Here is a 22,680-nt window from a genome sequence, read left to right on the forward strand (position 1 = left end):
CGACGTAGCGACGATTTCCCGAGCGAAAGTGCCCGAGGCCGGGCCGGTCAGGCGTCGTCGGGGACGAGCGAGTCCTCCCAGGCCCGGTGCAGGGCGGCGAAGCGGCCGCCGACGGCCACGAGCTCGGCGGGGGAGCCGTCCTCCACCACGCGGCCGTCGTGCACCACGAGAACGCGGTCGGCGATCTCCACGGTGCTCAGCCGGTGCGCGATGATCAGCGCCGTCCGGTTGCCCAGCAGCCGCTCGAGGCCGTCCTGGACCAGCCGCTCGCTGGGCAGGTCCAGGGAGCTGGTGGCCTCGTCGAGGATGAGCACGGCCGGGTCGGCCAGGAACGCGCGGGCGAAGGACACGAGCTGCCGCTGGCCGGCGGAGAGCCGCCCGCCGCGCTTGGAGACGTCTGTGTCGTACCCCTCGGGCAGGTCGAGGATGAACTCGTGGGCGCCCACAGCGCGCGCGGCGGCCTGGATCTCGGCCTCGGAGGCGCCCGGTCGGCCCAGCGCGATGTTCTCGGCCACCGTCCCGGAGAACAGGAACGCCTCCTGGGTCACCATCACCACGTTGCGCCGCAGGTCCGCGCTCGCCAGCTCCTTCAGCTCGACCCCGTCCAGGGTGAGGGAGCCGGACGTGAGGTCGTAGAACCGCGCGATCAGCTTCACCAGCGTGGACTTGCCGGCGCCGGTCTGGCCCACCACGGCCACGGTCTGCCCGGCCGGCACGGTGAGGTCGAACTCGGGCAGGACCACTTTCTCGGGGCCGTAGCCGAAAACGGCGTCCCGGAACGCGATCCGCCCGGAGGCCACGCCCTCGCCGGCGGCCGCGGCCCCGGGCAGTGGGGTGGGCTCGGGCGCCTCGACCACGGCGGGCTCCTCCTCGAGCAGGCCCGAGACCTTCTCCAGGGCCGCGCCGGCGGACTGGAACGAGGAGTAGAACATGGCCACCATCTCCATGGGCTGGAACACGCGGCGGCCGGCGAGCACGAGGGCCACGAGCACGCCCACCTCGAGGTCGCCGGAGAGCACCCGGAGCCCGCCGAACACGAGCAGCGCCGCCACGGTGAGGTTGCCGGTCACCACGAGCACGGGCTGCAGGACGCCGAACAGGGTGAGCGTGTGCACCATGTCGTCCCGGTAGTCGGTGGCCAGGCGGGTGTACTTCGCCTCGTTGGCGCGCTGGCGGCGGAAGGCCTGCACGGCGCGGATGCCGGTCATGGTCTCCACGAAGTGCACGATCGCGCGCGCCGAGGACACCCGGGAGCGCCGGTAGGCCTCCTCGGAGCGCTTCTGGTACCAGCGCACGGCGACGGCCACGGGGATGAACGCCACGAGCAGCACGAGGGCCGAGGGCGGGTCCAGCAGCACGATGGACACCGCGGTGAACGCCATGAACAGTACGCCGGAGACGAGCGAGGACACGCCCTGGTCGAGCAGCTCGCGCAGCGCCTCGAGGTCCGAGGTCTGCCGGGAGATCACGCGCCCGGACGTGTACTTCTCGTGGAAGCCCAGGGAGAGCCGCTGGGTGTGCCGGAACACGCGCACGCGCAGCGCGAGCAGCATGCGCTGGCTCGCGCGCGCCGTGAGCCACTGGTACAGGCCCAGCAGCACGCCGCCGGTGACGCCGGTGAGGGCGTAGGCCCCGCCCACCAGCACGACGACGCCCCACGCGTCTGCCCCGGTGCGCACGGCCTCGACGACCTGGGGCAGGCCCCAGTCGATCGCCCAGGCGATCACCAGCGGCACCGCAGCGCGCGCGGCGTTGGAGACGACCACGAGGACCACCGTGAGCCACAGCATCCCCTTCACGGGGCCGGCGAGCTGGCGCAGCAGCGCCCAGGAACGGCGGCGGACGTGGCGGCGCTCCTCGGGGGTGTACTCGAGGGTCTCCTCGGCGCGCACGCCGAGCACCCGCAGGTCCCGGGCCGCGGCGGCGTCCACCACTGACAGGGTGGAGGTCTCGGGCGCGGCGGTCGATCCGGTGCGGCGGCGCGGGCTCATCGGGTCTCCTCCCGGCCGGCGGTCCGGCCTGCGGGTGGGCGCGCGGCTCCGGCCGGGGGCCGGGCGGCGTCCGTGGCGGCGGCGAGCGCCGCGTCGTCGTGGGCGGCGTCCGCGAGCCCGGCGAGGCTGCGGTCCTCGGCGGCGCCGGTGGTGATGATCTCCCGGTAGGCGGCCGAGCGGGCGAGCAGCTCGGCGTGCGTGCCGACGTCGTGGATCGCCCCGTCCTGCAGCACGGCCACGCGGTCGGCGAGGGCCACGGTGGAGGGCCGGTGGGCCACGATGAGCGTGGTGGTGCCCGCCAGGACCTCGCGCAGCCGGCCGGTGACGGCCTCCTCGGTGCGCACGTCCAGGGCGGAGAGCGGGTCGTCCAGGACGAGCACGTCCGGGCGGGCGGCGATCGCGCGGGCCAGGGCGATGCGCTGGCGCTGCCCGCCGGACAGGCTCAGCCCCTCCTCGCCGATCTCCGTGTCCACGCCCACGGGCAGGTCGCGGGCGAACCCGGCCTGGGCGGTGTCCAGGGCCAGGTCCAGCAGCGCCTGGGCGCGTGGGGAGTCCAGCCCGTCCGCGGTGACCTCGGCGGGGGCGCCGAGCAGCACGTTGGCGCGGACGGTGTCCGAGAACAGGGTGGCGTCCTCGAAGGCGATGGACACGCGGCGGCGCAGCTCGTCCAGCGGGTACGCGCGCACGTCCGTGCCGTCCACCTCGACGACGCCCGCGGTGACGTCCAGCAGGCGCGGCACGAGCTGCACGAGGGTGGACTTGCCGGAGCCCGTGACGCCCACGAGCGCCATGGTCTCCCCGGGCGTCAGCTCCAGGTCCACCCCGGCGAGCAGGGGGCGGGAGTCCTCGGGGGCGTCCGGGTAGCGGAAGACGACGTCCCGGAAGGCGAGCCGGCCCGACGACGGCGGCAGCCCGTCCGTCACGACGGGCGAGTCCTCCGCCGCGCTCGAGGCCACGGCACGGGAGGTGGCCTCCTCCTCCGCGGCGTCCGTGCCGGCGGGGGAGGCGACGGCCACGGGCACGCGCATCACCTCGAGGTGGCGGTCGATGGCGGTCTTGGCGGAGAGGGTCATGCCCATCAGCTGGCCCACGCCCTCCACGGGGCGGGCGAGCACCGCCGTCGTGGCGAAGTATGCGGCCAGCGCGCCCACCGTGAGGTCCCCGACCGCCACGAGGTACAGGCCGAGGCCCAGCGCGACGCCGAGCACGAGCTCCGGCAGGGACACGGTGAGGGAGATGAACTTGGCCAGCACGGAGGCCTTGTGCACCTCGGTGCCCTGCAGGGTCTCGGCCTCGCCGCGGAAGCCGTCCAGCGCGTCCGGGCCGCGGCCGAAGGCCTTGAGCACGCGGATGCCGTGCACGGACTCCTCCACGGTGGTGGCGAGGTCGCCGGCCTGGTCCTGGGAGAGGCGGGAGGCTGCCCGGAAGTCGGTGCGGAAGCGGAACGAGCGGATCATGATCGGCACGGCCGCGACCAGGTACAGCAGGGCCAGCTGCCAGGACATCACGAACAGCAGGACGAGGCCGACCACGATGGTCACCGACTCCACCACGAGCATCACGGAGCCGAAGGCGATCCAGCGGCGCAGCAGCGCCAGGTCCCCCTGGGCGCGGGAGAGCAGCTGGCCGGAGGCCCAGGCGTCGTGGAACGCGACGGGCAGGCGCTGCAGGCGCCGGTAGATGCTGATGCGGGCCCGGTTCTCCACGTCCGCCGCCGGCGGCAGGATGAAGAAGCGGCGCAGCCAGATGAACAGCGCCTCGGCCAGGCCGAGCAGGGCCAGCGCGCCGGCCGCCCACCACACGCCCGCGGCGGGGTCGGCGGTGCCGGCCGTCCCGGGAGCGGCCTCGGCGAACACGGTGTTCACGAGCACCTGGACGACCTGCGGGATCGCGAGGGCGACCAGGCCCGCGGCCATCGCGGAGAGCAGGCCGAGCACCCATCGCCCGCGCACGCCCTGCAGGTAGGGGGCGACGCCCTGGAGGGCCTCGCGCAGGGGCAGCGGTCGGGTTGCGGTGCGCGTCACAGCGGGTACTCTACCGCCGGGCCCGGACAGGACAGCCCCAGGTCAGCCGCTCAAGCGCGGGGGAGCAGCTCCAGCACCACGGCCTCGGGCCGGCACGCGAAGCGCACGGGGGCCGACGGCGCGGTGCCCAGTCCCGCCGACACCTCGAGCGGCACGGTGCGCCCGGCGGCGGTCCACGTGGAGACCCCGGAGGCCTGGGCGCGCGGCAGGTCGCAGTTGGTCACGAGGGCGCCGAACCCGGGGAGGCAGACCTGGCCGCCGTGGGTGTGCCCGGCCAGCAGCAGGTCGGCGCCGTCGGCGGTCATGGCGTCCAGCACGCGGCGGTAGGGGGCGTGGGTGACCCCGAGCCGGAACCGGCCGTCCCCGCCGGGCCCGGCCGCGCCGTCGTCGTGGGCGGACGCCGGGCCGGAGGCCGCGGCGTCCCCCGGAGCCGGAGCCGGGGCCGGGAAGCCGCCCCAGTCGTCGAGGCCCAGGTGCGGGTCGTCGGTGCCGGCGGCGAGGACCTCGAGCACGGTCCCGGCGCGCGTGGGCACGCTCAGCACGGACCCGCGGTTGGTCAGGTCGGCCCAGCCGGCGGCCCGGAAAGCCCCGAAGAGCGCCTCGGTGGGCAGCCGGGCCCGGTCCTCGTCCATCCGGGACGGCCCGGCGAAGTAGCGGAACGGGTTGGCCGGCTTGGGCTCGTAGTAGTCGTTCGAGCCGGGCACGAACACGCCGGGGCGGCGCAGCAGCGGGCCCAACGCGTTCAGGACGAGCGGCACGGACGCGGCGGCGGAGATGTTGTCCCCCGTGTTGACCACGAGGTCCGGCTCGAGCGCGTCCAGCCCGCGCAGCCACGCCATCCGGGAGCGGTTGCGGGGCAGCAGGTGGATGTCCGAGAGGTGCAGCACCCGGACCGGGTTCGCGCCGGCGGGCAGCACGGCGAGCCGGTGCGTGCGGACCACGCGGGCCTCGGCCTCCACGAGGCCCCAGGCCAGCCCCAGCGCGGCGGCGGCCCCCATCCCGACGGCGGCCCGGGACCCCGCGCGGACGAGCCGGCGCGGGGCGGTGACGGAAGGACGCATGCGGGTCAGTTGCCCGGGACGGCCTGGGGCTGGGGCCCGCCGCGGTCGAGGTCGTCGATGTGGAAGGCGGTGCCGTCCGGGTGCTCGCCCTCCGCGCCCGGGTCCTCGGACTGCGGGCCGTCCCAGTCGGGCAGCTCGCCCGGCGGGTACTTCTCCTTGGCGAGCTGGTTGTACTCGAGCCACGAGGGGCCGTTGATGGAGGTCGAGTAGAACGGGTTGCGGACCTCGCCGTTCACGGTCTCGCCGGTCATGGACTTCAGGTTGTTGTAGCGGCCGGTCCACACGGCGGTGGCCAGCTCGGTGGTGAAGCCCGTGAACCAGGTGGAGGAGACGTTGTCGTTGGTGCCGGTCTTGCCGCCGAACTCGTAGCCGGCGCCCTCCTCGGCGATGTTGAAGCCGCCGATGTGCCGCAGGACCGGCATCAGCTCGGCGATGTGCTTCGGGTCCACCACCTGGTCGCACTGCGGGCCGGCGACGTCGTACTGGTTGCCCATGGTGTCCGTGACCTCCAGGATGGCGCGGGGCTCGCAGTAGAGGCCGTCCGCGGCGATGGCCGCGTAGGCGCCGGCCAGGGAGAGCGGGGCGATGGAGTCCTTGCCGAGCAGGAACGAGGGGTCGTCCGGCTGCAGCGGCGAGCTGTCCAACGCGCGGGTGATGCCCAGCTGGGTGGTCAGGCTCGTGATGTCGCACAGGTCCATCTGGTACGCCGTGGCCACGGTGGGGGTGTTCACGGACCAGAACAGGCCCTCGTCCACGCGGACCTGGCGGAGCATCCCGGGGATGACGTTCTTGAACTGCCAGGTGCCGCCGATGGTGGTGTAGCCGCCCGGCCGGCAGGAGGCCTCGAAGCGGGTGCCCGTGGGGTAGACGTTGCGGGACGCGTCCACGGAGTCGACCATCCGGTTGCCGTTGCGCAGCCAGGTCAGGGCCACGAAGGGCTTGAGGGTCGAGCCGGCCTGGAAGCCCTGGCCGCCGCCCCACTCGCGGTCCACGTTGAAGTTCAGCGAGGTGTGGCCGAGCTCGTCCTGGATGGCGTACTCGGTGTTCTGCGCCATGGTGACGATGTTGCCGGTGCCGGCCTGCACGGAGGTCAGCGCGTGGCCGGCGCCCAGAGACTCGTTGTTGGGCACGGACTTGCGCAGGTTCTCCTCCGCGGCCTTCTGCAGCTCGGAGTCGATCGTGGTGCGGATGGTCAGGCCGCCGCGGTCCAGCAGGGCCTGGCGGGACTGCGGGTCCGGGCCGAAGGCCGGGTCCGCGAGGATCTGGCGCTCCACGTAGTCGCAGAAGTAGGAGCCGAACTTGGAGTACAGGCAGCCCGAGGGGCGCGACTCCATGACGACCTCCATGGGCTTGGCCACGGCCTCGGCGTGCTCCTCCTCGGTGAGGTAGCCGTTCTTCTCCATGGCACCCAGCACGAGGTTGCGGCGCTCGGTGGCCTCCTCGGGGTTGCGGGCCGGGTTGAAGCGGGTGGGGGACTGGACCATGCCGGCGAGGGTGGCGGCCTCCCAGCTCTCCAGCTCTGCGGCGGACTTGCCGAACACGTACCGGGAGGCTGCCTCCACGCCGTAGGCCCGGCCGGAGAACAGGACGATGTTGAGGTAGCCCTCGAGGATCTCGTCCTTGGTCATCTGCTCCTCGACGGCGACCGCGAGCTTGATCTCCTTCACCTTGTCCGAGACGTTCTTGGTGCCGGAGAGGGTCAGGCGGGAGTCGCCGCGGATCTGCTGCACGTTCACGAGCATGTTGTTCACGAACTGCTGCGTGAGCGTGGACGCGCCCTGCGTGGAGTCGGACGTGGCGTTGTTCACGGTCGCGCGGATCAGGCCGCGGGCGTCCACGCCGTCGTGCTCGTAGAAGCGCTCGTCCTCGACGGCCACGATCGCATTGCGCATGTGCTCGGAGATCTGGTCCAGGGGCACCGGGATGCGGTTCTCCTCGTAGAAGACCGCGATCTCCTCGCCGTCCTCCGAGATCATGCGGGAGGGCACGGACACCGGCTCAGCGGGCAGCTCGTCCGGCAGCTCGTCCAGCATCTCGCGGCCCGAGGCGGCGGCCACGCCGGTCAGGCCGGCCAGCGGCAGCAGCAGTGCCGCCACCAGCAGCCCGGCGAGGGCGGACAGGCCCAGGAAGGCGAGCAGGCGGCCGAGGGCGCTCGAGGGCTCGGGGAGACGACGGGACGTGCGGGAGGCCATGGGCGCGAGTGTAGCGCGGGCGCCTGGGACGCAGCCGGGCGTCCGCGGGCCTCGCTAGGCTGTCGGACATGACTGAGCAGACCAAGTGGGAGTACGCCACGATCCCCCTCCTGATCCACGCGACCAAGCAGATCCTCGACCAGTGGGGCGAGGACGGCTGGGAGCTCGTCGCGGTGGTCCCGGGCCCGGACGGCCCCAACCCCGTGGCCTACCTCAAGCGCCCGAAGGCGGCCTGACCGTGGCGGAGAAGGCGCAGGCCCCCACGTGGGGCGAGGGCGCCGTGGCCGACCGCCTCGCCGAGCTCGGGCTCGAGCGTCCGGCCGTGGCCGCCCCGGTGGGCTCCTACGTCCCGGCGATCCGGGACGGCGACCTCGTGCTCACCTCCGGCCAGCTGCCGTTCGTGGCCGGGTCCCTGCCCGCCACGGGCAAGGTCGGCGCCGAGGTGAGCGCGGAGCGCGCCCAAGAGCTCGCCCGCGTCTGCGCGGTGAACGCCGTGGCCGCCGTCCACGAGCTGATCGGCGACCTGGACCGCGTGGCCCAGGTCGTCAAGGTCGTCGGCTTCGTGGCCTCCGACCCCTCCTTCACGGGACAGCCCGGCGTGCTCAACGGCGCCTCGGACGTGCTGGCCGAGATCTTCGGCGAGGCCGGGCGCCACGCCCGCTCCGCCGTCGGGGTGGCCGTGCTGCCCCTGGACGCCCCGGTCGAGGTGGAGATCACTGTCCGCGTCCGCTGACCCGGCCGGCACGCTGCTGCCGGTCCCGGAACCCGAGGCGGAGCAGACCCGCCAGTGGCTGGAGCAGCGCTTCCGCCAGGTCCGCCCCGCCCGGCCCGCCTCCTCCGTGGTGCTGGTGCGCGACGGCGAGGACGGGCCGGAGGTGTTCCTGCGGCACCGTCCCGGGCGCACCCCGCTGGGGCGGGTCGGCCTGCCGGGCGGCGCGCTCTCCGAGGCCGACGCCGACGCGTGCGCGTGGTTCGGCCCGGACCCGGCCCACTGGGCCCGCGTGCTGGGCACCACGGACCGCCGCTGCGCGCGGCAGCAGGTGGTCGCCGCCGTCCGCGAGCTCCACGACGAGGCCGGCGTCCTGCTGGCCGGGCGCACCGACGCCGACGTGGTGCTCGACGCGCGGGGCGAGACCTGGGGCGGCGGCGGCAGCTCCCTCGAGGAGGGCGCGGAGAGCCTGCCGCGGATGCTGGCCGCGCGCGGGCTCGGTCTGCGCACCGACCTGCTGCGGCCCGTGGCCCGCTGGCACTCGGCGCCGCACGCGCACCGGCGCTTCGACACGGCCGTGTTCGCCGCCGCCGTGCCGCCGCTGCAACGGCCCCTCGAGCGCCCGGAGACCGCGCCCGCGCTCCAGGCGTGGGTGTCGGCCCGCCGCGCCGTCGCCGGCCCGGTGATCCTGCCCGGCCCGGCGGGGGAGGAGGGCGTCGCGCCGCTGGACCAGGTGGCCACGCCCCTGACCCAGGTGCTCGTGCGCCGCGTGGCCGCGCACCGCACCGCCGCCGCCTTCCTGCTCTCCCTCACCCAGGGCGCGGGGCGCGGGCCGGTGCCCGAGTACCGCCTGGTGACCGAGGCCGGCGACGACGGCGCTCCCCGGATGCGCGTGGAGCGGGTCACCCGGGACTGACCGGGCGACCCGCTCCACGGCGGTGCGCTGGGACGTCGGCGCGCGGGCCGACGTCGGGGCCTGGCGTCAGCGCGAGCGCTGGCGCAGGCGCTGCAGGTCCAGGATGACCACGGCGCGGTTCTCGAGCCGGATCCAGCCGCGCTGCACGAACTCGGCGAGGGCCTTGTTCACGGTCTCGCGGGAGGCGCCGACCAGCTGGGCGAGCTCCTCCTGGGTGAGGTCGTGGGCCACGAGCAGGCCGTCCGCGGCCGGGCGGCCGAAGCGGTCCGCCAGGTCCAGGAGGGCCTTGGCCACGCGGCCGGGCACATCCGAGAACACGAGGTCCGCGAGGGACTCGTTGGTCTTGGACAGGCGCTGGGCCAGGGCCTGCAGGAGCTGGACGGAGACGTCCGGCGAGGAGCCGATGGCGCGGCGCAGGTTCTCGTGGCGCAGGCCGGCCAGGCGCGTGGCGGAGACCGCGGTGGCGGTGGCGCTGCGCGGGGCCGGGTTGAACAGGGCCATCTCGCCGAAGATCTCGCCGGGGCCGAGGACGGCCACCAGGTTCTCGCGGCCGTCCGAGGCTGTGCGGCCGAGCTTGATCTTGCCGGACATGATCACGTACAGCTGATCGCCCTGATCGCCCTCGTGGAACGCGGACGCGCCGCGGGAGAGCTCCACCTCCGTGAGCTCGGAGGTCAGGATGGCGAACACCTCGTCGTCCAGGTTGGTGAACAGCGGAGCTTTCCGCAGGACCTCGAGATCCATGGTGTGCGTGTCCTCTCTGTAACGAGTTCCTGGCACCGCGACGGCAGGGCCGCCCGGTCCACTGCGCTCCATTGTGCCCCATACCCCGGATCGGACCGATACCCTGGACGCTCCGGCGGCCCGACCGGGCCCTCCGCCCCCGCCGCCGCCGGTGCCCGCCGCCGCCGAAGGAGGACGCCCGTGCCGCTGAGCCTGACTTGGCTGGACGCCGTGCTCCTGGTGCTGCTGGTGGTGCTCCTGGTGCAGGGGCATCGCCGCGGCCTGTGGGTGGTCCTGGGCAATCTGGTGGGCCTCGTCGGCGGCGCGGCGATCGCGTTCTACGCCATGCCCGAGGTCGCGCAGCTGGTCACCGCGCCGCAGTGGCGGTGGGCGGCCCTGCTCGCCACGCTCGTGCTGCTCGTGGCCGCGGGCCAGTACGTGGGCGCGGCCATCGGCGAGGCGATCCGCCTGCGCGTGAACCTGCCCGCCCTGCGCCTCGTGGACCGGATCCTCGGCGCGCTCGCGGCCGGCGTGGCCGGGGCGCTCGTGGTGTGGCTCGTCTCCTTCTCCATGTCCACGGCCGGCTCCGGCGCGGTGACCCGCGAGGTGGCCCGCTCCCAGGTGATCGCCGCGATCGACCGCGTCCTGCCGGACTCCGCCCTCGCCTGGGCCGCCCGCTCGCGCTCGGCCGTGGCGGACCTGGACATACTCCCCGAGCTGCGGCTCCCCGAGCCTGTGCCCGTCCCTGACGACGACGGCGGCGTGCGTGCCGCGCCCCCGACCTCCTCCTCGCCCGCCACGACGCCGGCCCGGCCCGCCGAGCCGGAGGACGCGGCCCCGGTGTCCGGCGGCTCCGCCACGCCGGAGGAGCCGGCCCCCGGCACCCCAGACGACGACGCCCCCGCCCCTTCCGACACCGAGGCCCCGGCGCCCGCCGAGACCTCCGCCTCGGCGCCCGCCGAGGCCGCCGATCCCGAGCCCGCGGAGACCGACCCCGCCGAACCCGCCCCCGCCGAGACCGAGCCGGCCGGCGTCCCCGCCGAGACCGCCGTCGTGCGCCTCACCGGCACCGCGGCCCAGTGCGGCCAGGTGCAGAGCGGCTCCGGGGTGGCCGTGGCCCCGGACCGCGTGCTGACCAACGCGCACGTGGTGCTCGGCGTGGACGCACCCACGGTGACGGACGCGCAGCGCGGCGTCCACGACGCGCGGATCGTCCACCTGGACACCGCCCGCGACCTCGCGGTGCTCGCCCTCGACGGCGCCGACCTGCCGGTGATGCCCCTGGGCGCGGAGCTGGTCGGCGGGGAGTCGGCGCTCGTGATGGGCCATCCCGACGGCGGCCCGTTCGCCTCGATCCCGGCCACCGTCCAGGCCGTGGGCGAGGTGCCGCTCGGGGACGTCGTGACCGGCGCCGCCAGCATGGTGGACGTCTACACGCTGGCCGCGGACATCCGGCACGGCTACTCCGGCGGCCCCGTGGTGGACGCCGCGGGCTCCCTGGCCGGCCTGGTCTTCGCCCGCGCCCCCGGGGCGGACCCCGTGGGCTACGCGCTCAGCGCCGACTCGATCGCCCCCGCCGTGGCCGCCGCCCCGGGCATGAGCGCCACCGTCCCCTCGGGGGACTGCATCCCGGGCGCCTGACCCGCCACGGGGCCGCCTCCGGCGGGGGCCTCCTCCCGGACGCACCCGCCCACGGAACCGGGAACTGGAGTATTGTGGCCGCCGTCACACTTGCATTCCCCAGACCTTCGGAGGTCCTGCATGTCCAGCACCGTCTCCGCGCCCGCCGCGGCGCCGACGCGCACCCGGGAGGAGTTCGCCGGTCGGTGGGCGTTCATCCTGGCCGCGATCGGCTCCGCCGTGGGCCTCGGCAACATCTGGCGCTTCCCGTACGTGGCCTATGAGAACGGCGGCGGCGCGTTCGTCATCCCGTACCTGATCGCGCTGCTCACTGCGGGCATCCCGCTGCTGTTCTTCGACTACGCGATCGGCCACCGCTTCCGCGGCTCCGCCCCGCTGGCCTTCCGTCGCCTCTCCCGCTGGACCGAGTCCGTCGGCTGGTGGCAGGTGCTGATCTGCGTCGTCATCGCCGTGTACTACGCGGCCATCATCGGCTGGGCCATCATGTACACCTGGTTCTCGGTGGACCAGCGCTGGGGCGCCGACCCCGAGACGTTCATGATGGGCGAGTTCCTGCAGGTCTCCGAGACCCCGAACCCGACCTTCGACGTCGTCTCCGGCGTGTTCTGGCCCATGCTCGCCGTGTGGGTCATCACCCTGCTGATCATGGGCTTCGGCGTGCGCCGCGGCGTCGCTAAGGCCTCGATGATCGGCATCCCGCTGCTCGTCGTCATGTTCCTCGTGCTCGTGGGCATCGCCCTCACCCTGCCCGGCGCCGCCCAGGGCCTCGACGCCCTGTTCACCCCGAACTGGGCCGCGCTCGCGGACCCGGGCGTGTGGATCGCCGCGTACGGCCAGATCTTCTTCTCACTGTCCGTGGGCTTCGGCATCATGATCACCTACGCCTCCTACCTGAAGAAGCGCACCAACCTGACCAGCTCCGGCCTGGTCGTGGGCTTCTCCAACTCCGGCTTCGAGATCCTCGCCGGCATCGGCGTGTTCTCCGCCTTGGGCTTCATGGCCCAGGCCTCCGGGGTGTCCGTGGCGGACGTGGCCGGCAGCGGCATCGGCCTCGCGTTCATCGCGTTCCCCACCCTGATCTCGCAGGCCCCCGTGGGCGCCCTGATCGGCGTGCTGTTCTTCGGCTCGCTCGTGGTGGCCGGCTTCACCTCCCTGATCTCGATCCTCGAGGTGGTCATCTCCGCCGTGAAGGACAAGCTCGGCTGGGGCCGCTGGACCGCCACGATCATCGTGGTCGGCCTGGCCGGCGTCGTCTCGATGGCCCTGTTCTCCACCACCTCGGGCCTGCACATGCTGGACACCATGGACGCCTTCGCCAACAACTTCGGCATCGTGGGCGCCGCCCTCGTGTCCGTGCTGCTGGTCACCGGCGTGCTGGGCTCGGCCCGCCGCGTCACCGCGCACCTGAACGCGGTCTCCTCGTTCAAGCTCGGCCGCGGCTACGTCCTGCTGATCGGCGTGCTCATGCCGATCGTCCTGGCCTACATCTGGCTGTCCTGGATCATGAAGGTCATCTCCGAGGGCTACGGCGGCTACCCGGGCGACTTCCTGGGCGTCTACGGCTGGGGCGTGGCCATCGGCTCCGTGGTCCTGGCCGTGGTGCTCTCGCTGATCCCGTGGTCCCGCAAGTCCAACCTCTACGCCGAGGAGATGGAGACCGAGATCCACGGCGACCTCATCCCGCACAACGCGGTGCCCGAGGGCACCACCCCCACGGGCGCCATCCCGCTCGTGCCGGCGGACCACACCCGGAAGGAGCTCTGACCCATGAGCACCGCAGCGATCGTCATGATGTCCCTGGCCATCCTCCTCGTGTGGGGCGGGCTCGCGCTCTCCGCCGTCCACCTGCTCCGCCACCCGGACCACTCCTCGGGCGACCTCGCCCTGGGCGACCGGCTCGCCCCGGCCGCGTGGGAGCGCGAGGACGAGCTCGGCCGCGAGGACGAGCGCCTCGACGCCCGGCGCGGCTGAGTCGATGACCGCGACTCCGTCCGGCGCGGCCCCGTCCCCGGCTTCAGCCGAGGGCGGGGCCGCGCGCGTGGTCTCCGCCTCGCTGCCCGTGGTGGCGGTGGACGGAGCCCTGACCGCCCCGCCCTACCGGCAGATCACGGACGCGGTGCTGGCCGGCGTCGCCTCGGGCTGCCTGGCCCGCGGCGACCGGCTGCCGCCGGTCCGCGCCCTCGCCTCCGAGCTCGGCGTGGCGCCGGGCACGGTGGCCCGGGCCTACAAGGAGCTCGAGGCGCGGGGGACCATCCTCACCCGCGGCCGGGCGGGCACGTTCGTGGCCGCCTCCGCGGATGCCCGGGCGGACGCCGCCCACCAGGCTGTCCGGCGTTGCCTGGACACCCTGCTCGATCGGCTGGGCTACACGGCGGACGAGGCCGTGGAGCTGGTCCGTCGGGACGCGGCCGCCCGCGCCTGACGGGCCCGCCCGCGCCCGGCCCCCTCGCGCGCCCGACGTGCCCCCTCACGACGACGCCGCCCCGGCCCGCACACTGCGTGCGGACCGGGGCGGCGTCGTCGTGCCGGCTCAGGCGCCGGGGGCCAGCGTCTCCACGATGCGCTGCATGACCGTGGGGTCGGCCAGCGTGGTGGCGTCGCCCGGATCGCGGCCCTCGGCCACGTCCTTGAGGAGACGGCGCATGATCTTGCCGGAGCGGGTCTTCGGCAGCTCCGGGACCACGAGGACGCGCTTGGGCTTGGCGATCGGGCCGATGTCCCGGCCCACGTGCTGGCGCAGCTCCTCCTCGACCTCGGCGACGTCGCGGCCGGACGCGGCGGCCTCCTCGGTGAGCAGCACGAAGGCGACGACGGCCTCGCCCGTGGTCTCGTCGGCGGCGCCCACCACGGCGGACTCGGCGACGGACGGGTGCGCCACGAGGGAGGACTCGATCTCCGTGGTGGACAGGCGGTGCCCGGAGACGTTCATGACGTCGTCCACGCGGCCGAGCAGCCAGATGTCCCCGTCCTCGTCGTAGCGGGCGCCGTCGCCGGCGAAGTACATGCCGGGGAAGCGGGACCAGTAGGTCTCCTTGAAGCGCTCCGGGTTGCCCCAGATGCCGCGCAGCATGGACGGCCACGGCTCGCGGGCCACGAGGAAGCCGGCGGAGGTGTCCTTCATGGGCTCGCCGATCTCGTCCACCACCTCGAGCGTCACGCCGGGCACCGGGGTCTGCGCGGAGCCGGGCTTGAGCGTGGTCACGCCGGGCAGCGGGGTGAGCATGTGGGCGCCGGTCTCGGTCTGCCACCAGGTGTCCACGATCGGGCAGCGGCCGCCGCCGATGACCTCGTGGTACCAGCGCCAGGCCTCGGGGTTGATGGCCTCGCCCACGGTGCCGAGCACGCGCAGGCTGGACAGGTCGTACTCGTCCGGGATCTGGCGGCCCCACTTCATGCAGGTGCGGATGGCGGTGGGCGCCGTGTAGAGGATGCTCACGCCGTACTTCTGGACGATCTCCCACCAGCGGCCCTGGTGCGGGGAGTCGGGGGTGCCCTCGTAGATCACCTGGGTGGCGCCGTTGACGAGCGGCGCGTAGGCCACGTAGGAGTGACCGGTGACCCAGCCGACGTCGGCGGTGCACCAGTAGACGTCCGTCTCCGGGTGCAGGTCGAAGGTGTCGTGGTGGGTGGCCGCGGTCTGCACGAGGTAGCCGCCGGTGGTGTGCAGGATGCCCTTGGGCTTCCCGGTGGTGCCGGAGGTGTAGAGGATGTAGAGCGGGTGCTCGGCGTCGTGCCAGACCAGCTCGTGCTCGTCGGACTGCGCGGGGACCACGTCGTGCCACCACAGGTCGCGGCCCTCGACGAGGGACACCTCGGCCTCGTTGCGGCGCACCACGAGCACGTGCTGCACGGAGTGGCCGGGCGCGGAGAGCGCCTCGTCCACGGCGGGCTTGAGCATGGAGGGCTTGCCGCGGCGGAAGGAGCCGTCCGCGGTGACCACGAGCTTGGCCTCGGCGTCGTCCACGCGGGAGCGCAGGGCGTCGGCGGAGAAGCCGCCGAACACCACGGAGTGCACCGCCCCGATGCGCGCGCAGGCGAGCATCGTGATGACGGCCTCGGGGATCATCGGCAGGTACACGGCCACGCGGTCGCCCTTGGCCACGCCGAGGGACTCGAACGCGTTGGCGGTGCGGCGGACCTCGGAGGCCAGCTCGGCGTAGGTGTAGGTGCGGGTGTCGCCCGGCTCGCCCTGGAAGTGGACGGCCACGCGGTCCCCGTTGCCGGCCTCCACGTGCCGGTCCAGCGCGTTGTAGGCGGCGTTGGTGGTGCCGCCGACGAACCACTTGGCGAACGGCGCGTCCGACCAGTCGAGCACCTCGGTGAAGTCCTGCTCCCAGTGGAGCACCTCGCGGGCGCGGCGGCCCCAGTAGGCCAGGCGGTCCTCGGCGGCCTCCTCGTAGAGGTCGGCGCCGGCCACGGCCTGGGCGGCGAACTCGGCGGGCGGCGGGAACGTGGGGATCTGCTCGTCCATCGACGGGTGTCCTTTCGGGGTGAGGGCGGGCGGTGCCCGCGTCGCGGGTGTGACGTCGAGCACACATGCTTCGGGGCCCAGCATGCCGCGCCCGGGAGGGTGTCACAAATCTTCGGGCGCTGTGTGTCGCATCACGTCGGCGCCGGTGAGGGGCGACGTCGGCCCGGCCCGGGTTCCTAGGATGGTCGGACTCAGCGGCGACGGATCAGAGCGGGAGGACGCGGATGGACGCGGAGCAGGCGGACACGCCCACGGGGGAGAGCCGGCTGGCGCTGGTGCGCCGGGCCCGGCGGATCGACCGCGAGCTCGCGGCCACGTACCCGTACGCCGTCGCGGAGCTGGACTTCGAGACCCCGTTCGAGCTCCTCGTGGCGACCGTGCTCTCCGCCCAGACCACGGACGTGCGCGTCAACGCGGCCACCCCCGCCCTGTTCGCCCGCTTCCCGGACGCCGCCGCGATGGCCGGGGCCTCCGAGGCGGAGCTGCAGGAGCTGGTGCGCTCCACCGGGTTCTATCGCAACAAGGCGTCCGCGATCCTGCGGCTGTCCCAGGAGCTCGTGGAGCGGCACGGCGGCGAGGTCCCGGGCCGCCTCGAGGACCTCGTCGCGCTGCCCGGGGTGGGCCGCAAGACGGCGTTCGTGGTGCTCGGCAACGCGTTCGGGCGGCCCGGGATCACCGTGGACACGCACTTCGGCCGGCTGGCCCGGCGGCTGGGGTTCACGCAGGAGACGGACCCGGTGAAGGTGGAGCACGCCGTGGCGGAGCTGTTCCCCCGCCGGGACTGGACGATGCTCTCCCACCGCCTGATCTTCCACGGCCGGCGGATCTGCCACGCGCGCCGGCCCGCGTGCGGGGCCTGCCCGATCGCCCGGTGGTGCCCCTCCTACGGCGAGGGGGAGACCGACCCGGAGAAGGCGCGGGCGCTGCTGTCCTACGAGCTCAAGCCGGGCCGCGAGGAGCTGCTCGCGCTGATGCGCGCCGGGCTCTCGCGCCGCGAGCTGCGGGCCCGGGGGCACGGCCTGGACGCCTGAGGGGCCGCGCTCAGCGGGCCGGCGCGGGGTCCGCTCCGCCGGCCGCGAGGCGCGCGCTCAGCCGGCGGCGAGGCGCGCGCTCAGCCGGCGGCGAGGCGCGCGCTCAGCCGGCGGCGAGGCCGGCCAGTACGTCGTCGACCGCACCGCGGGCGTGGACGCCCACGCCCACGAGGGTGGCGGTGGCCGCGCCGCACCAGTCGTCGTAGCCGAGCAGGTGCAGGCCCGGCACGTCCACGGAGGCCGTGGGCACCTCCCGCCGCGTCGCCGGGACGCCGGAGGAGCGGTGCGTCAGGTCGAGGCCGCGCAGGTGGCGCAGGTCGGCCCGGAAGCCCGTGCACCACACCACCGCGTCCAGGGCCCGCTCCGCGCCGCGCACCTCGGCCGCCAGGCGGCTCGAGGCCGCCCAGCCGTGCACCGCGCCGGCGTCGGGATCCCACCGGGCGCCGTCGGGGATGAAGGCCGAGACCATCGGCACGGCGTGGAGGCCGGCCTCGTCGCGGGCGCGGCGCACCGGCGGGAGCATGACGATGTCCCCGAGATCGCCCACGCGCGCCTCCGAGCGGCCCAGCACCCGGGCCGAGGCGGTCTGGAAGAGGTGCCGGCCGTCCACGTCGTCCGGCATGAACCGCGGCGGACGGCGCGTGGCCCACGTGGTCTCCACGCCGGCCAGCAGCAGGTCCGCGGCGATCTGGGCCCCCGAGTTGCCGCCGCCCACCACCAGCACGCGACGCCCGGCGAAGGGCCCCGGACGCCGGTAGGCCGAGGAGTGCAGCTGCTCGCCGCGGAAGCCGTCCCCGAAGGCCACCGCGGGCAGGAACGGCCGCGTGAAGGAGCCGGTCGCGGAAATCACGGCGCGGGCGGCCACGGGCGGGCCGTCCTCCCGGTGGAGGGTGAACGGATGCGGCGCGTCGGCGTCGTGCTCCACGCGCGTGACGCGGACGCCGTGCCGCACGGGCAGGGCGTAGCGCTGCTCGTAGTCGGCGAGGTAGGCCACCACATGGTCCGCGCCCGGCGTGTCCGGGCCGGGGGACGGCGGCATGCGGCGGCCGGGCAGGGAGGAGTGCTCGGCCGGGGAGAACAGGCGCAGGGAGTCCCAGTGGTGCGGCCACGCGCCGCCCGGGCCGGGGGAGGCGTCCAGCAGGACGAACGACGACGGCGGCCCCGGTCGGCGCCCGCGCTCGGCCTCGCGGGCGGCGCGGGCCAGGAAGTAGCCGGCCGCGAGCCCGGACTGGCCGGCCCCGATCACCGCGACGTCCACGGCCGAGGGCGGAGCCGGCGGTGTGGTCCGGGTGGTCATGGCCTCGAGGCTACGGCCCCGGGAGGCGCGGCGGGAGGGGTGCCGGGGCGCCGTCGTCGGGCCGGGGATCGGGCCGGGGATCGGGTGGTCGGCCCACCGCAGTCCTGTAAACTTGAAATAAAGCGTGAACTGGTCCAGGATGGACCCATGACCAAGATCGCCATCATCACCGGATCCACCCGCCCCAACCGCCTGAACCGCCAGGTGGCCGACTGGGTGCTGGAGCGCGCCAACGGCCGCGGCGACGCCGCCGAGTACGAGCTCGTGGACATCGCCGACTTCGACCTGCCGCTGCTGGACGAGCCGATGCCCGCCGCCTGGCAGCAGTACGCCAACGAGCACACCAAGGCCTGGTCGGCGAAGATCTCCGAGTTCGACGGCTTCGTGTTCGTGACCCCGGAGTACAACCACTCCCTCGCCCCGGCCCTGGCCAACGCGCTGTCCTACCTGAACGCCGAGTGGGCCAACAAGGCCGCCGGCATCGTGGGCTACGGCTCCGCCATGGGCGTGCGTGCCACCGAGCACCTGCGCGCCATCCTCTCGGAGCTGCAGGTGGCCCACGTCCAGAAGCACGGCATGTTCAGCCTCTTCACCGACTTCAAGGACTTCGCCGAGTTCCAGCCCACCGAGCTGCAGGCCGCCTCGGTGGACCCGATGTTCGACCAGCTGCTGTCCTGGACCGAGGCCATGAAGACGGTCCGCCAGGGCTGATCGCCCGCGCCTGACCCCGCACCCAGCGGTTTCGGGTGAGTTGTCGGAGGTGTTCGAGCCGAACACCTCCGAGAACCCGCCCGAATCTCCACGGCGGGCCCGACCCCGATGCACCGGGTCCGGGCCCGCCGTCGTCGTGAGCGCGGCGAATGGGGTGAGTTGTCGGAGGTGTAAGCGGCCTGGACCCCCGAGAAGTCGCCCGAATCTCTTCCCCCCGGCAGGCCGTCCCGCCGACCCGCGCCAGGGGTGCCGCTACCGTGGAGCCCATGCCCGATCGCCCCGCCCTCACCCACTCCCAGCCCGGCAGAATGGGGCGAGATGTCGGAGGTGAGGGGCGGAACGACCTCCGAGAAGTCGCCCCGAACGCGCAGGGTGGGGCGGACATGGCCGCGGTCCGGGACCGGCTCGCAGCGCTGGTCGAGCGGCACGGCGTGCCTGCGGACCAGGCCCCGCGCGACGCGCTCACGGAGATCCCCGCGAGTGCGGTCAGCACGTGGGGCTTCGACTGGCCCCGGGCCGAGCGGGCGCGCCCCTCGGCGGTGCTCATCCTCTTCGGCTCCCTCGACGACGTCCCGGCCCACCACGCCGACGACCGCGTCCACCCGGACGTGGACGTGCTGCTCACCGAGCGCGCCGCCACCCTGCGCACGCACGCGGGACAGATCGCGTTCCCGGGCGGGCGCGTGGACCCCGAGGACGCGGACGTCGTGGCCACCGCCCTGCGCGAGGCCGAGGAGGAGACGGGCCTGGACCCGGACGGCGTCGAGGTCCTCGGCGTGCTGCCGCCCGTGCCCGTGGTGGTCTCCGGGCACGTGGTGCACCCGGTGATCGGCTGGTGGCGGGACCCCAGCCGCGTGGCCGTGGTGGACCAGGCCGAGGCGGCCGCCGTGTTCCGCATGCCCGTGGGCGACCTGGTGGACCCCGCGAACCGGTGCCGCGTGGCCCGGCCCGGCGGCCGCCGCGGCGAGACGCCCGGGTTCCTCGTGGGGGAGCGGCTCGTGTGGGGCTTCACCGCCGCCCTGCTGGACCGGATCCTCACGCTGCTGGACTGGGACACGCCCTGGGACGCGGGCCGCGTGATCGACGCGCACACTCACGCGCCCCTGCGCGGCTGACGAGCCGCCGTCCGGCCGACGCCCGGCCGTCCGCATGACGACTCCTGCACAGGCGCCCGCAGGGGCTCCGCGATCCCCAGGTCTGGGGCTGCTCGGGGTGGGCGCACCCCGGCGGCGCTGGACTGGAGGGGCCGGCGGCCGCGGACCGCGGCGGCCGTCGCCCGTCCCGCAGGAGGTCCGCCATGCGCCCGTTCGTCCCCGCCGCCCCGCCGCGCCCGTCCCGTTCCCGACGACGGCGCCGCGGCCCGTCCGCCCTCGCGGTCCCGAGCCCGCGGCTCGCCCCGCAGCCACCGCCGCGCGAGGCGGCCGACGCGGCGGCCCCGCACCTGTCTGATCCGCGCCCGTCCGACCCGGCGCCCCGCGCCGGTGCCCCTCTTGCCGACACTCCGGCCCCGTTCCCCGATCGGACTGCTGCGATTTCCGACGCGCCAGCCCCGCTTCTCGCCGCCCCCGCCCCGCCGCCCACGACACCGAACTCGGAGGCGGACGCCGTGCGCCGCCGGGTCGCCGAGGCCCGTGCCGCGGCGGCCGAGGGGCAGGAGCCCGCGCTCGCCCCGCTCGTCGCGGAGGCGCTGGGCGTCCCGGCGACGGATCCGCGCGTGGCCGCGCTCGTGGACGAGCTGGACGGGTTCGGCCCGCTCGCCGGGTGGGTCCGCGCGCCCGGCGTCACCGACGTGCTCGTGGACGGCTCCGGCGCCGTGTGGACCGACGGCGCCGAGGGCCTTCTGCGCCGCCCCCAGCGCCTCGACCCGCACGCGGCACAGGCCCTCGCCGTGCGCTTGGTGCACCGCGCGGGGCGCCGCCTCGACGCCGCCGTGCCGCTGGCCGACGCCCGTGTGGACGGGGTGCGAGTGCACGCCGTCCTGCCGCCCGTCAGTGGCGACGGGACCCTGCTGAGCCTGCGCATCCCGGCCGCGCGCACGCCCTCGCTGGCGGAGCTGGCCGCGGGCTGGCCCGACGGCGACCTGTGGGGCGAGGCCCTGGAGGCCCTGGTCCGGGACCGGGCAAGCGTGCTGGTCAGCGGCGCCACGGGCACGGGCAAGACCACCCTCCTCGCCGCCGCCCTGGGCTGTGTGCCGGGCGACGAGCGGATCCTCACCGTGGAGGACACCGCGGAGGCCGCCCCGGAGCACCCGCACGTCGTCGCCCTGCAGTGCCGCGCCGCCAACGCCGAGGGCGCGGGCGCGGTGGGCCTGGCCGAGCTGATCTGCCACGCGCTGCGGATGCGCCCGGACCGGCTCGTCGTGGGGGAGTGCCGCGGCGCCGAGGTGGCCGACTTCCTCACGGCGCTCAACACCGGCCACCAGGGCGCGTGGGGCACCCTGCACGCCAACGGTGCGGCGGACGTCCCGGCGCGGCTGACCGCCATGGGCTCCCTGGCCGGCTGGGGGCCGGACACGGTGGCGGCGCAGGCCCGCGCGGGGGTCGACGCGGTGGTCCACCTGGTCCGGGACCGCCACGGCCGCCACCCGGTGGAGCTGGCCGTCCCCGATCCCGACGCGCGGGGGTTCGCCCTGCTGCCCGCCCTCACCTGGACGCCTGGACCGGGGCCCGGGGACGGCTCGACCGCGGAGGGGCCGGGCCTGCGGGCGCTCGCGGCCCGGCTGGCGGGGCGGGGGAGCCGGTGAGCGCCGCGGCGCCGGAGGACGCCACGGAGGAGCTCGTCGGCGTCCTGCGCCGCTGGGCGGCGCTCGTGTCCGCGGGCCTCACCGAGGAGGCGGCCTGGCGGGAGACCGCCCGCATGCTGCCCGACGACGACGGCCACGCCCGTCACGCGGCGCGCCTGCGGGCCGAGCGGCTCGCCTGGGACGCGGCCGGTGACCTGTCGACCGGCCGGGATGCTCCGGATGTCCGCGGTCTTCGCCGCGACGAGCATCCGCCTGGCGACACCCACGACGCCTCGCCCGACCGCTCGCGCCGACGCTGGTGCCCGCCGTGGCGCACACCGCCCCCGGACCCCGGGTGGGTGCTGGTGGACGCAGCGCTGGAGGCCGGTGCCCGCGCGGGCGCCGCACCGGCCGTCGTCGTCCGCCGGCTGGCGGAGTCGCTGGAGGCCGACGTGGACGCGGCCCGGGCCCGGCGCTCCGCCGCCGCGGGCCCGGCGGCGACGGCCCGGCTGCTGCAGTGGCTGCCCCTCGGCGGCGTGGGCCTGGCGTGGCTGCTCGGCTCGTCCCCGTGGGAGACGGTCTCGACGCCGTTCGGTGCCGCCGTCGCGGCGGTGGGGCTGCTGTTCTGGCTCGCCGGACGGTCCTGGACCCGGCTGCTGTTGCGCTCGGCCGCCCGGGAGCCGGCGTCGCTGACGGCGCCGGTCGTGCTGGACGTGCTGGCGGCACTCCTGGGGGCGGGCCGGTCGCTGCCGGCCGCCCTGGACGACCTCGCCCGCACCCTGCCCGGGGCGCGCGGCCTGCGCGTGACGTCCGCGCTGCTGCTGTGGGGCCGCGGCTGGGACGAGGCGTGGGCGGGGATCGGGGAGGAGACCGTGTGGGCCGAGGCCGCCGCGCGGCTGCGCCCGCTGCACCGGTCCGGGATGGCGGGCGCGCGCACCCTGGCGGAGTCCGCAGCCGCGGCGCGGCAGCAGGGCCGGCGCGCGGACGAGCGCGCCGCGGAGGAGCTCGCGGTCCGGCTGGTGATGCCCCTGGGGCTGTGCCTGCTGCCGGCCTTCGTGTGCTGGGGCGTGATCCCGGTGGTCATGGCGCTGCTGGAGGCGGGCGCGTGAACGCCGGGCGCCTGAACACCGGACGCGGCAGGCGACGTCGGCCCACCCGGTCGGTCCACTCCTGCACAGCCCGCCGACGGGG

At 75.1% G+C, this 22,680-nt stretch carries 19 protein-coding genes; 12 read left to right on the top strand and 7 right to left on the bottom strand.

The window, feature by feature from the left end; genetic code table 11:
* Positions 1-47 precede the first annotated feature (47 nt).
* Genes HDA33_RS00160 through HDA33_RS00175 form a run of 4 tightly spaced genes read right to left on the bottom strand, consistent with a single transcriptional unit; the run spans position 48 to position 7,268 of the window.
* On the bottom strand, positions 48-1,991 hold the full coding sequence (locus HDA33_RS00160; RefSeq protein WP_246416833.1) for an ABC transporter ATP-binding protein: 1,944 nt from the start codon (positions 1,989-1,991) through the stop codon (positions 48-50).
* A complete protein-coding gene (locus HDA33_RS00165) occupies positions 1,988-4,015 on the bottom strand; it encodes an ABC transporter transmembrane domain-containing protein (RefSeq protein ID WP_184169612.1) in 2,028 nt (675 codons plus the stop codon). The genes HDA33_RS00160 and HDA33_RS00165 overlap by 4 nt, the downstream gene beginning before the upstream one ends.
* 50 nt (positions 4,016-4,065) lie before the next feature.
* Positions 4,066-5,076 (bottom strand): metallophosphoesterase, encoded by a 1,011-nt coding sequence (locus HDA33_RS00170; RefSeq protein ID WP_184169615.1) that lies wholly within the window; start codon positions 5,074-5,076, stop codon positions 4,066-4,068.
* Positions 5,077-5,081: 5 nt separating this feature from the next.
* Positions 5,082-7,268 carry a transglycosylase domain-containing protein gene (locus tag HDA33_RS00175; protein WP_017489298.1) on the bottom strand — a complete coding sequence of 729 codons (2,187 nt, stop codon included), beginning with the start codon at positions 7,266-7,268 and terminating at the stop codon, positions 5,082-5,084.
* 68 nt (positions 7,269-7,336) lie between these two features.
* Between HDA33_RS00175 and HDA33_RS00180 the strand changes: the two genes are divergently transcribed.
* The 3 genes from HDA33_RS00180 to HDA33_RS00190 all read left to right on the top strand — a co-directional run bounded on the left by HDA33_RS00180 (position 7,337) and on the right by HDA33_RS00190 (position 8,893).
* Positions 7,337-7,504 carry a Sp36 family protein gene (locus HDA33_RS00180; RefSeq protein WP_017489297.1) on the top strand — a complete coding sequence of 56 codons (168 nt, stop codon included), beginning with the start codon at positions 7,337-7,339 and terminating at the stop codon, positions 7,502-7,504.
* A gap of 2 nt (positions 7,505-7,506) precedes the next feature.
* Positions 7,507-8,001, top strand: a complete 495-nt coding sequence (locus tag HDA33_RS00185; protein ID WP_420826904.1) for a RidA family protein — start codon at positions 7,507-7,509, stop codon at positions 7,999-8,001.
* A gap of 106 nt (positions 8,002-8,107) precedes the next feature.
* Positions 8,108-8,893, top strand: coding sequence for an NUDIX hydrolase (locus tag HDA33_RS00190; protein ID WP_184169618.1), 786 nt, complete (start codon positions 8,108-8,110; stop codon positions 8,891-8,893).
* Between the two features lie 66 nt (positions 8,894-8,959).
* On the opposite strand, the gene HDA33_RS00195 is transcribed toward HDA33_RS00190, so the two are convergent.
* The gene (locus HDA33_RS00195) at positions 8,960-9,637 is read right to left on the bottom strand and encodes a Crp/Fnr family transcriptional regulator (RefSeq protein WP_017489294.1); all 678 of its coding nucleotides are present in this window, start codon (positions 9,635-9,637) and stop codon (positions 8,960-8,962) included.
* A gap of 180 nt (positions 9,638-9,817) precedes the next feature.
* On the opposite strand from HDA33_RS00195, the gene HDA33_RS00200 reads away from it, so the two are divergent.
* From HDA33_RS00200 to HDA33_RS00215, 4 genes are all read left to right on the top strand, one after another.
* Positions 9,818-11,257, top strand: a complete 1,440-nt coding sequence (locus tag HDA33_RS00200; protein ID WP_184169621.1) for a CvpA family protein — start codon at positions 9,818-9,820, stop codon at positions 11,255-11,257.
* A 120-nt stretch (positions 11,258-11,377) separates the two neighbouring features.
* Entirely contained in the window at positions 11,378-13,021 is a 1,644-nt protein-coding gene (locus HDA33_RS00205) for a sodium-dependent transporter (protein ID WP_184169624.1), read from the top strand.
* A gap of 3 nt (positions 13,022-13,024) precedes the next feature.
* Positions 13,025-13,228 carry a methionine/alanine import family NSS transporter small subunit gene (locus HDA33_RS00210; RefSeq protein WP_184169627.1) on the top strand — a complete coding sequence of 68 codons (204 nt, stop codon included), beginning with the start codon at positions 13,025-13,027 and terminating at the stop codon, positions 13,226-13,228.
* Between the two features lie 4 nt (positions 13,229-13,232).
* Positions 13,233-13,679 carry a GntR family transcriptional regulator gene (locus HDA33_RS00215; protein WP_184169630.1) on the top strand — a complete coding sequence of 149 codons (447 nt, stop codon included), beginning with the start codon at positions 13,233-13,235 and terminating at the stop codon, positions 13,677-13,679.
* 108 nt (positions 13,680-13,787) lie between these two features.
* On the opposite strand, the gene acs is transcribed toward HDA33_RS00215, so the two are convergent.
* The gene (acs, locus tag HDA33_RS00220; protein ID WP_184169633.1) at positions 13,788-15,728 is read right to left on the bottom strand and encodes an acetate--CoA ligase; all 1,941 of its coding nucleotides are present in this window, start codon (positions 15,726-15,728) and stop codon (positions 13,788-13,790) included.
* 224 nt (positions 15,729-15,952) lie between these two features.
* On the opposite strand from acs, the gene nth reads away from it, so the two are divergent.
* Positions 15,953-16,759: an endonuclease III gene (gene nth, locus HDA33_RS00225; RefSeq protein WP_158491624.1), complete on the top strand. Its 807-nt coding sequence runs from the start codon at positions 15,953-15,955 to the stop codon at positions 16,757-16,759.
* A gap of 103 nt (positions 16,760-16,862) precedes the next feature.
* Here nth and HDA33_RS00230 read toward each other — a convergent pair whose 3' ends face one another.
* Positions 16,863-18,056, bottom strand: coding sequence for an NAD(P)-binding domain-containing protein (locus tag HDA33_RS00230; RefSeq protein ID WP_184169636.1), 1,194 nt, complete (start codon positions 18,054-18,056; stop codon positions 16,863-16,865).
* A 147-nt stretch (positions 18,057-18,203) separates the two neighbouring features.
* Here HDA33_RS00230 and HDA33_RS00235 point away from each other — a divergent pair, with 147 nt between their 5' ends.
* The 4 genes from HDA33_RS00235 to HDA33_RS00250 all read left to right on the top strand — a co-directional run bounded on the left by HDA33_RS00235 (position 18,204) and on the right by HDA33_RS00250 (position 22,598).
* Entirely contained in the window at positions 18,204-18,767 is a 564-nt protein-coding gene (locus HDA33_RS00235; RefSeq protein ID WP_184169639.1) for an NADPH-dependent FMN reductase, read from the top strand.
* Between the two features lie 383 nt (positions 18,768-19,150).
* The gene (locus HDA33_RS00240; protein ID WP_184173675.1) at positions 19,151-19,882 is read left to right on the top strand and encodes an NUDIX hydrolase; all 732 of its coding nucleotides are present in this window, start codon (positions 19,151-19,153) and stop codon (positions 19,880-19,882) included.
* Between the two features lie 491 nt (positions 19,883-20,373).
* Entirely contained in the window at positions 20,374-21,510 is a 1,137-nt protein-coding gene (locus HDA33_RS00245) for a TadA family conjugal transfer-associated ATPase (protein WP_338104206.1), read from the top strand.
* Complete coding sequence (locus HDA33_RS00250) at positions 21,507-22,598, top strand: type II secretion system F family protein (protein ID WP_184169642.1); 1,092 nt, start codon at positions 21,507-21,509, stop codon at positions 22,596-22,598. Before HDA33_RS00245 ends, HDA33_RS00250 begins: the two co-directional genes overlap by 4 nt.
* Positions 22,599-22,680: the final 82 nt, after the last annotated feature.

Source organism: Micrococcus endophyticus (genome assembly GCF_014205115.1).
Lineage (GTDB): Bacteria > Actinomycetota > Actinomycetes > Actinomycetales > Micrococcaceae > Micrococcus > Micrococcus endophyticus.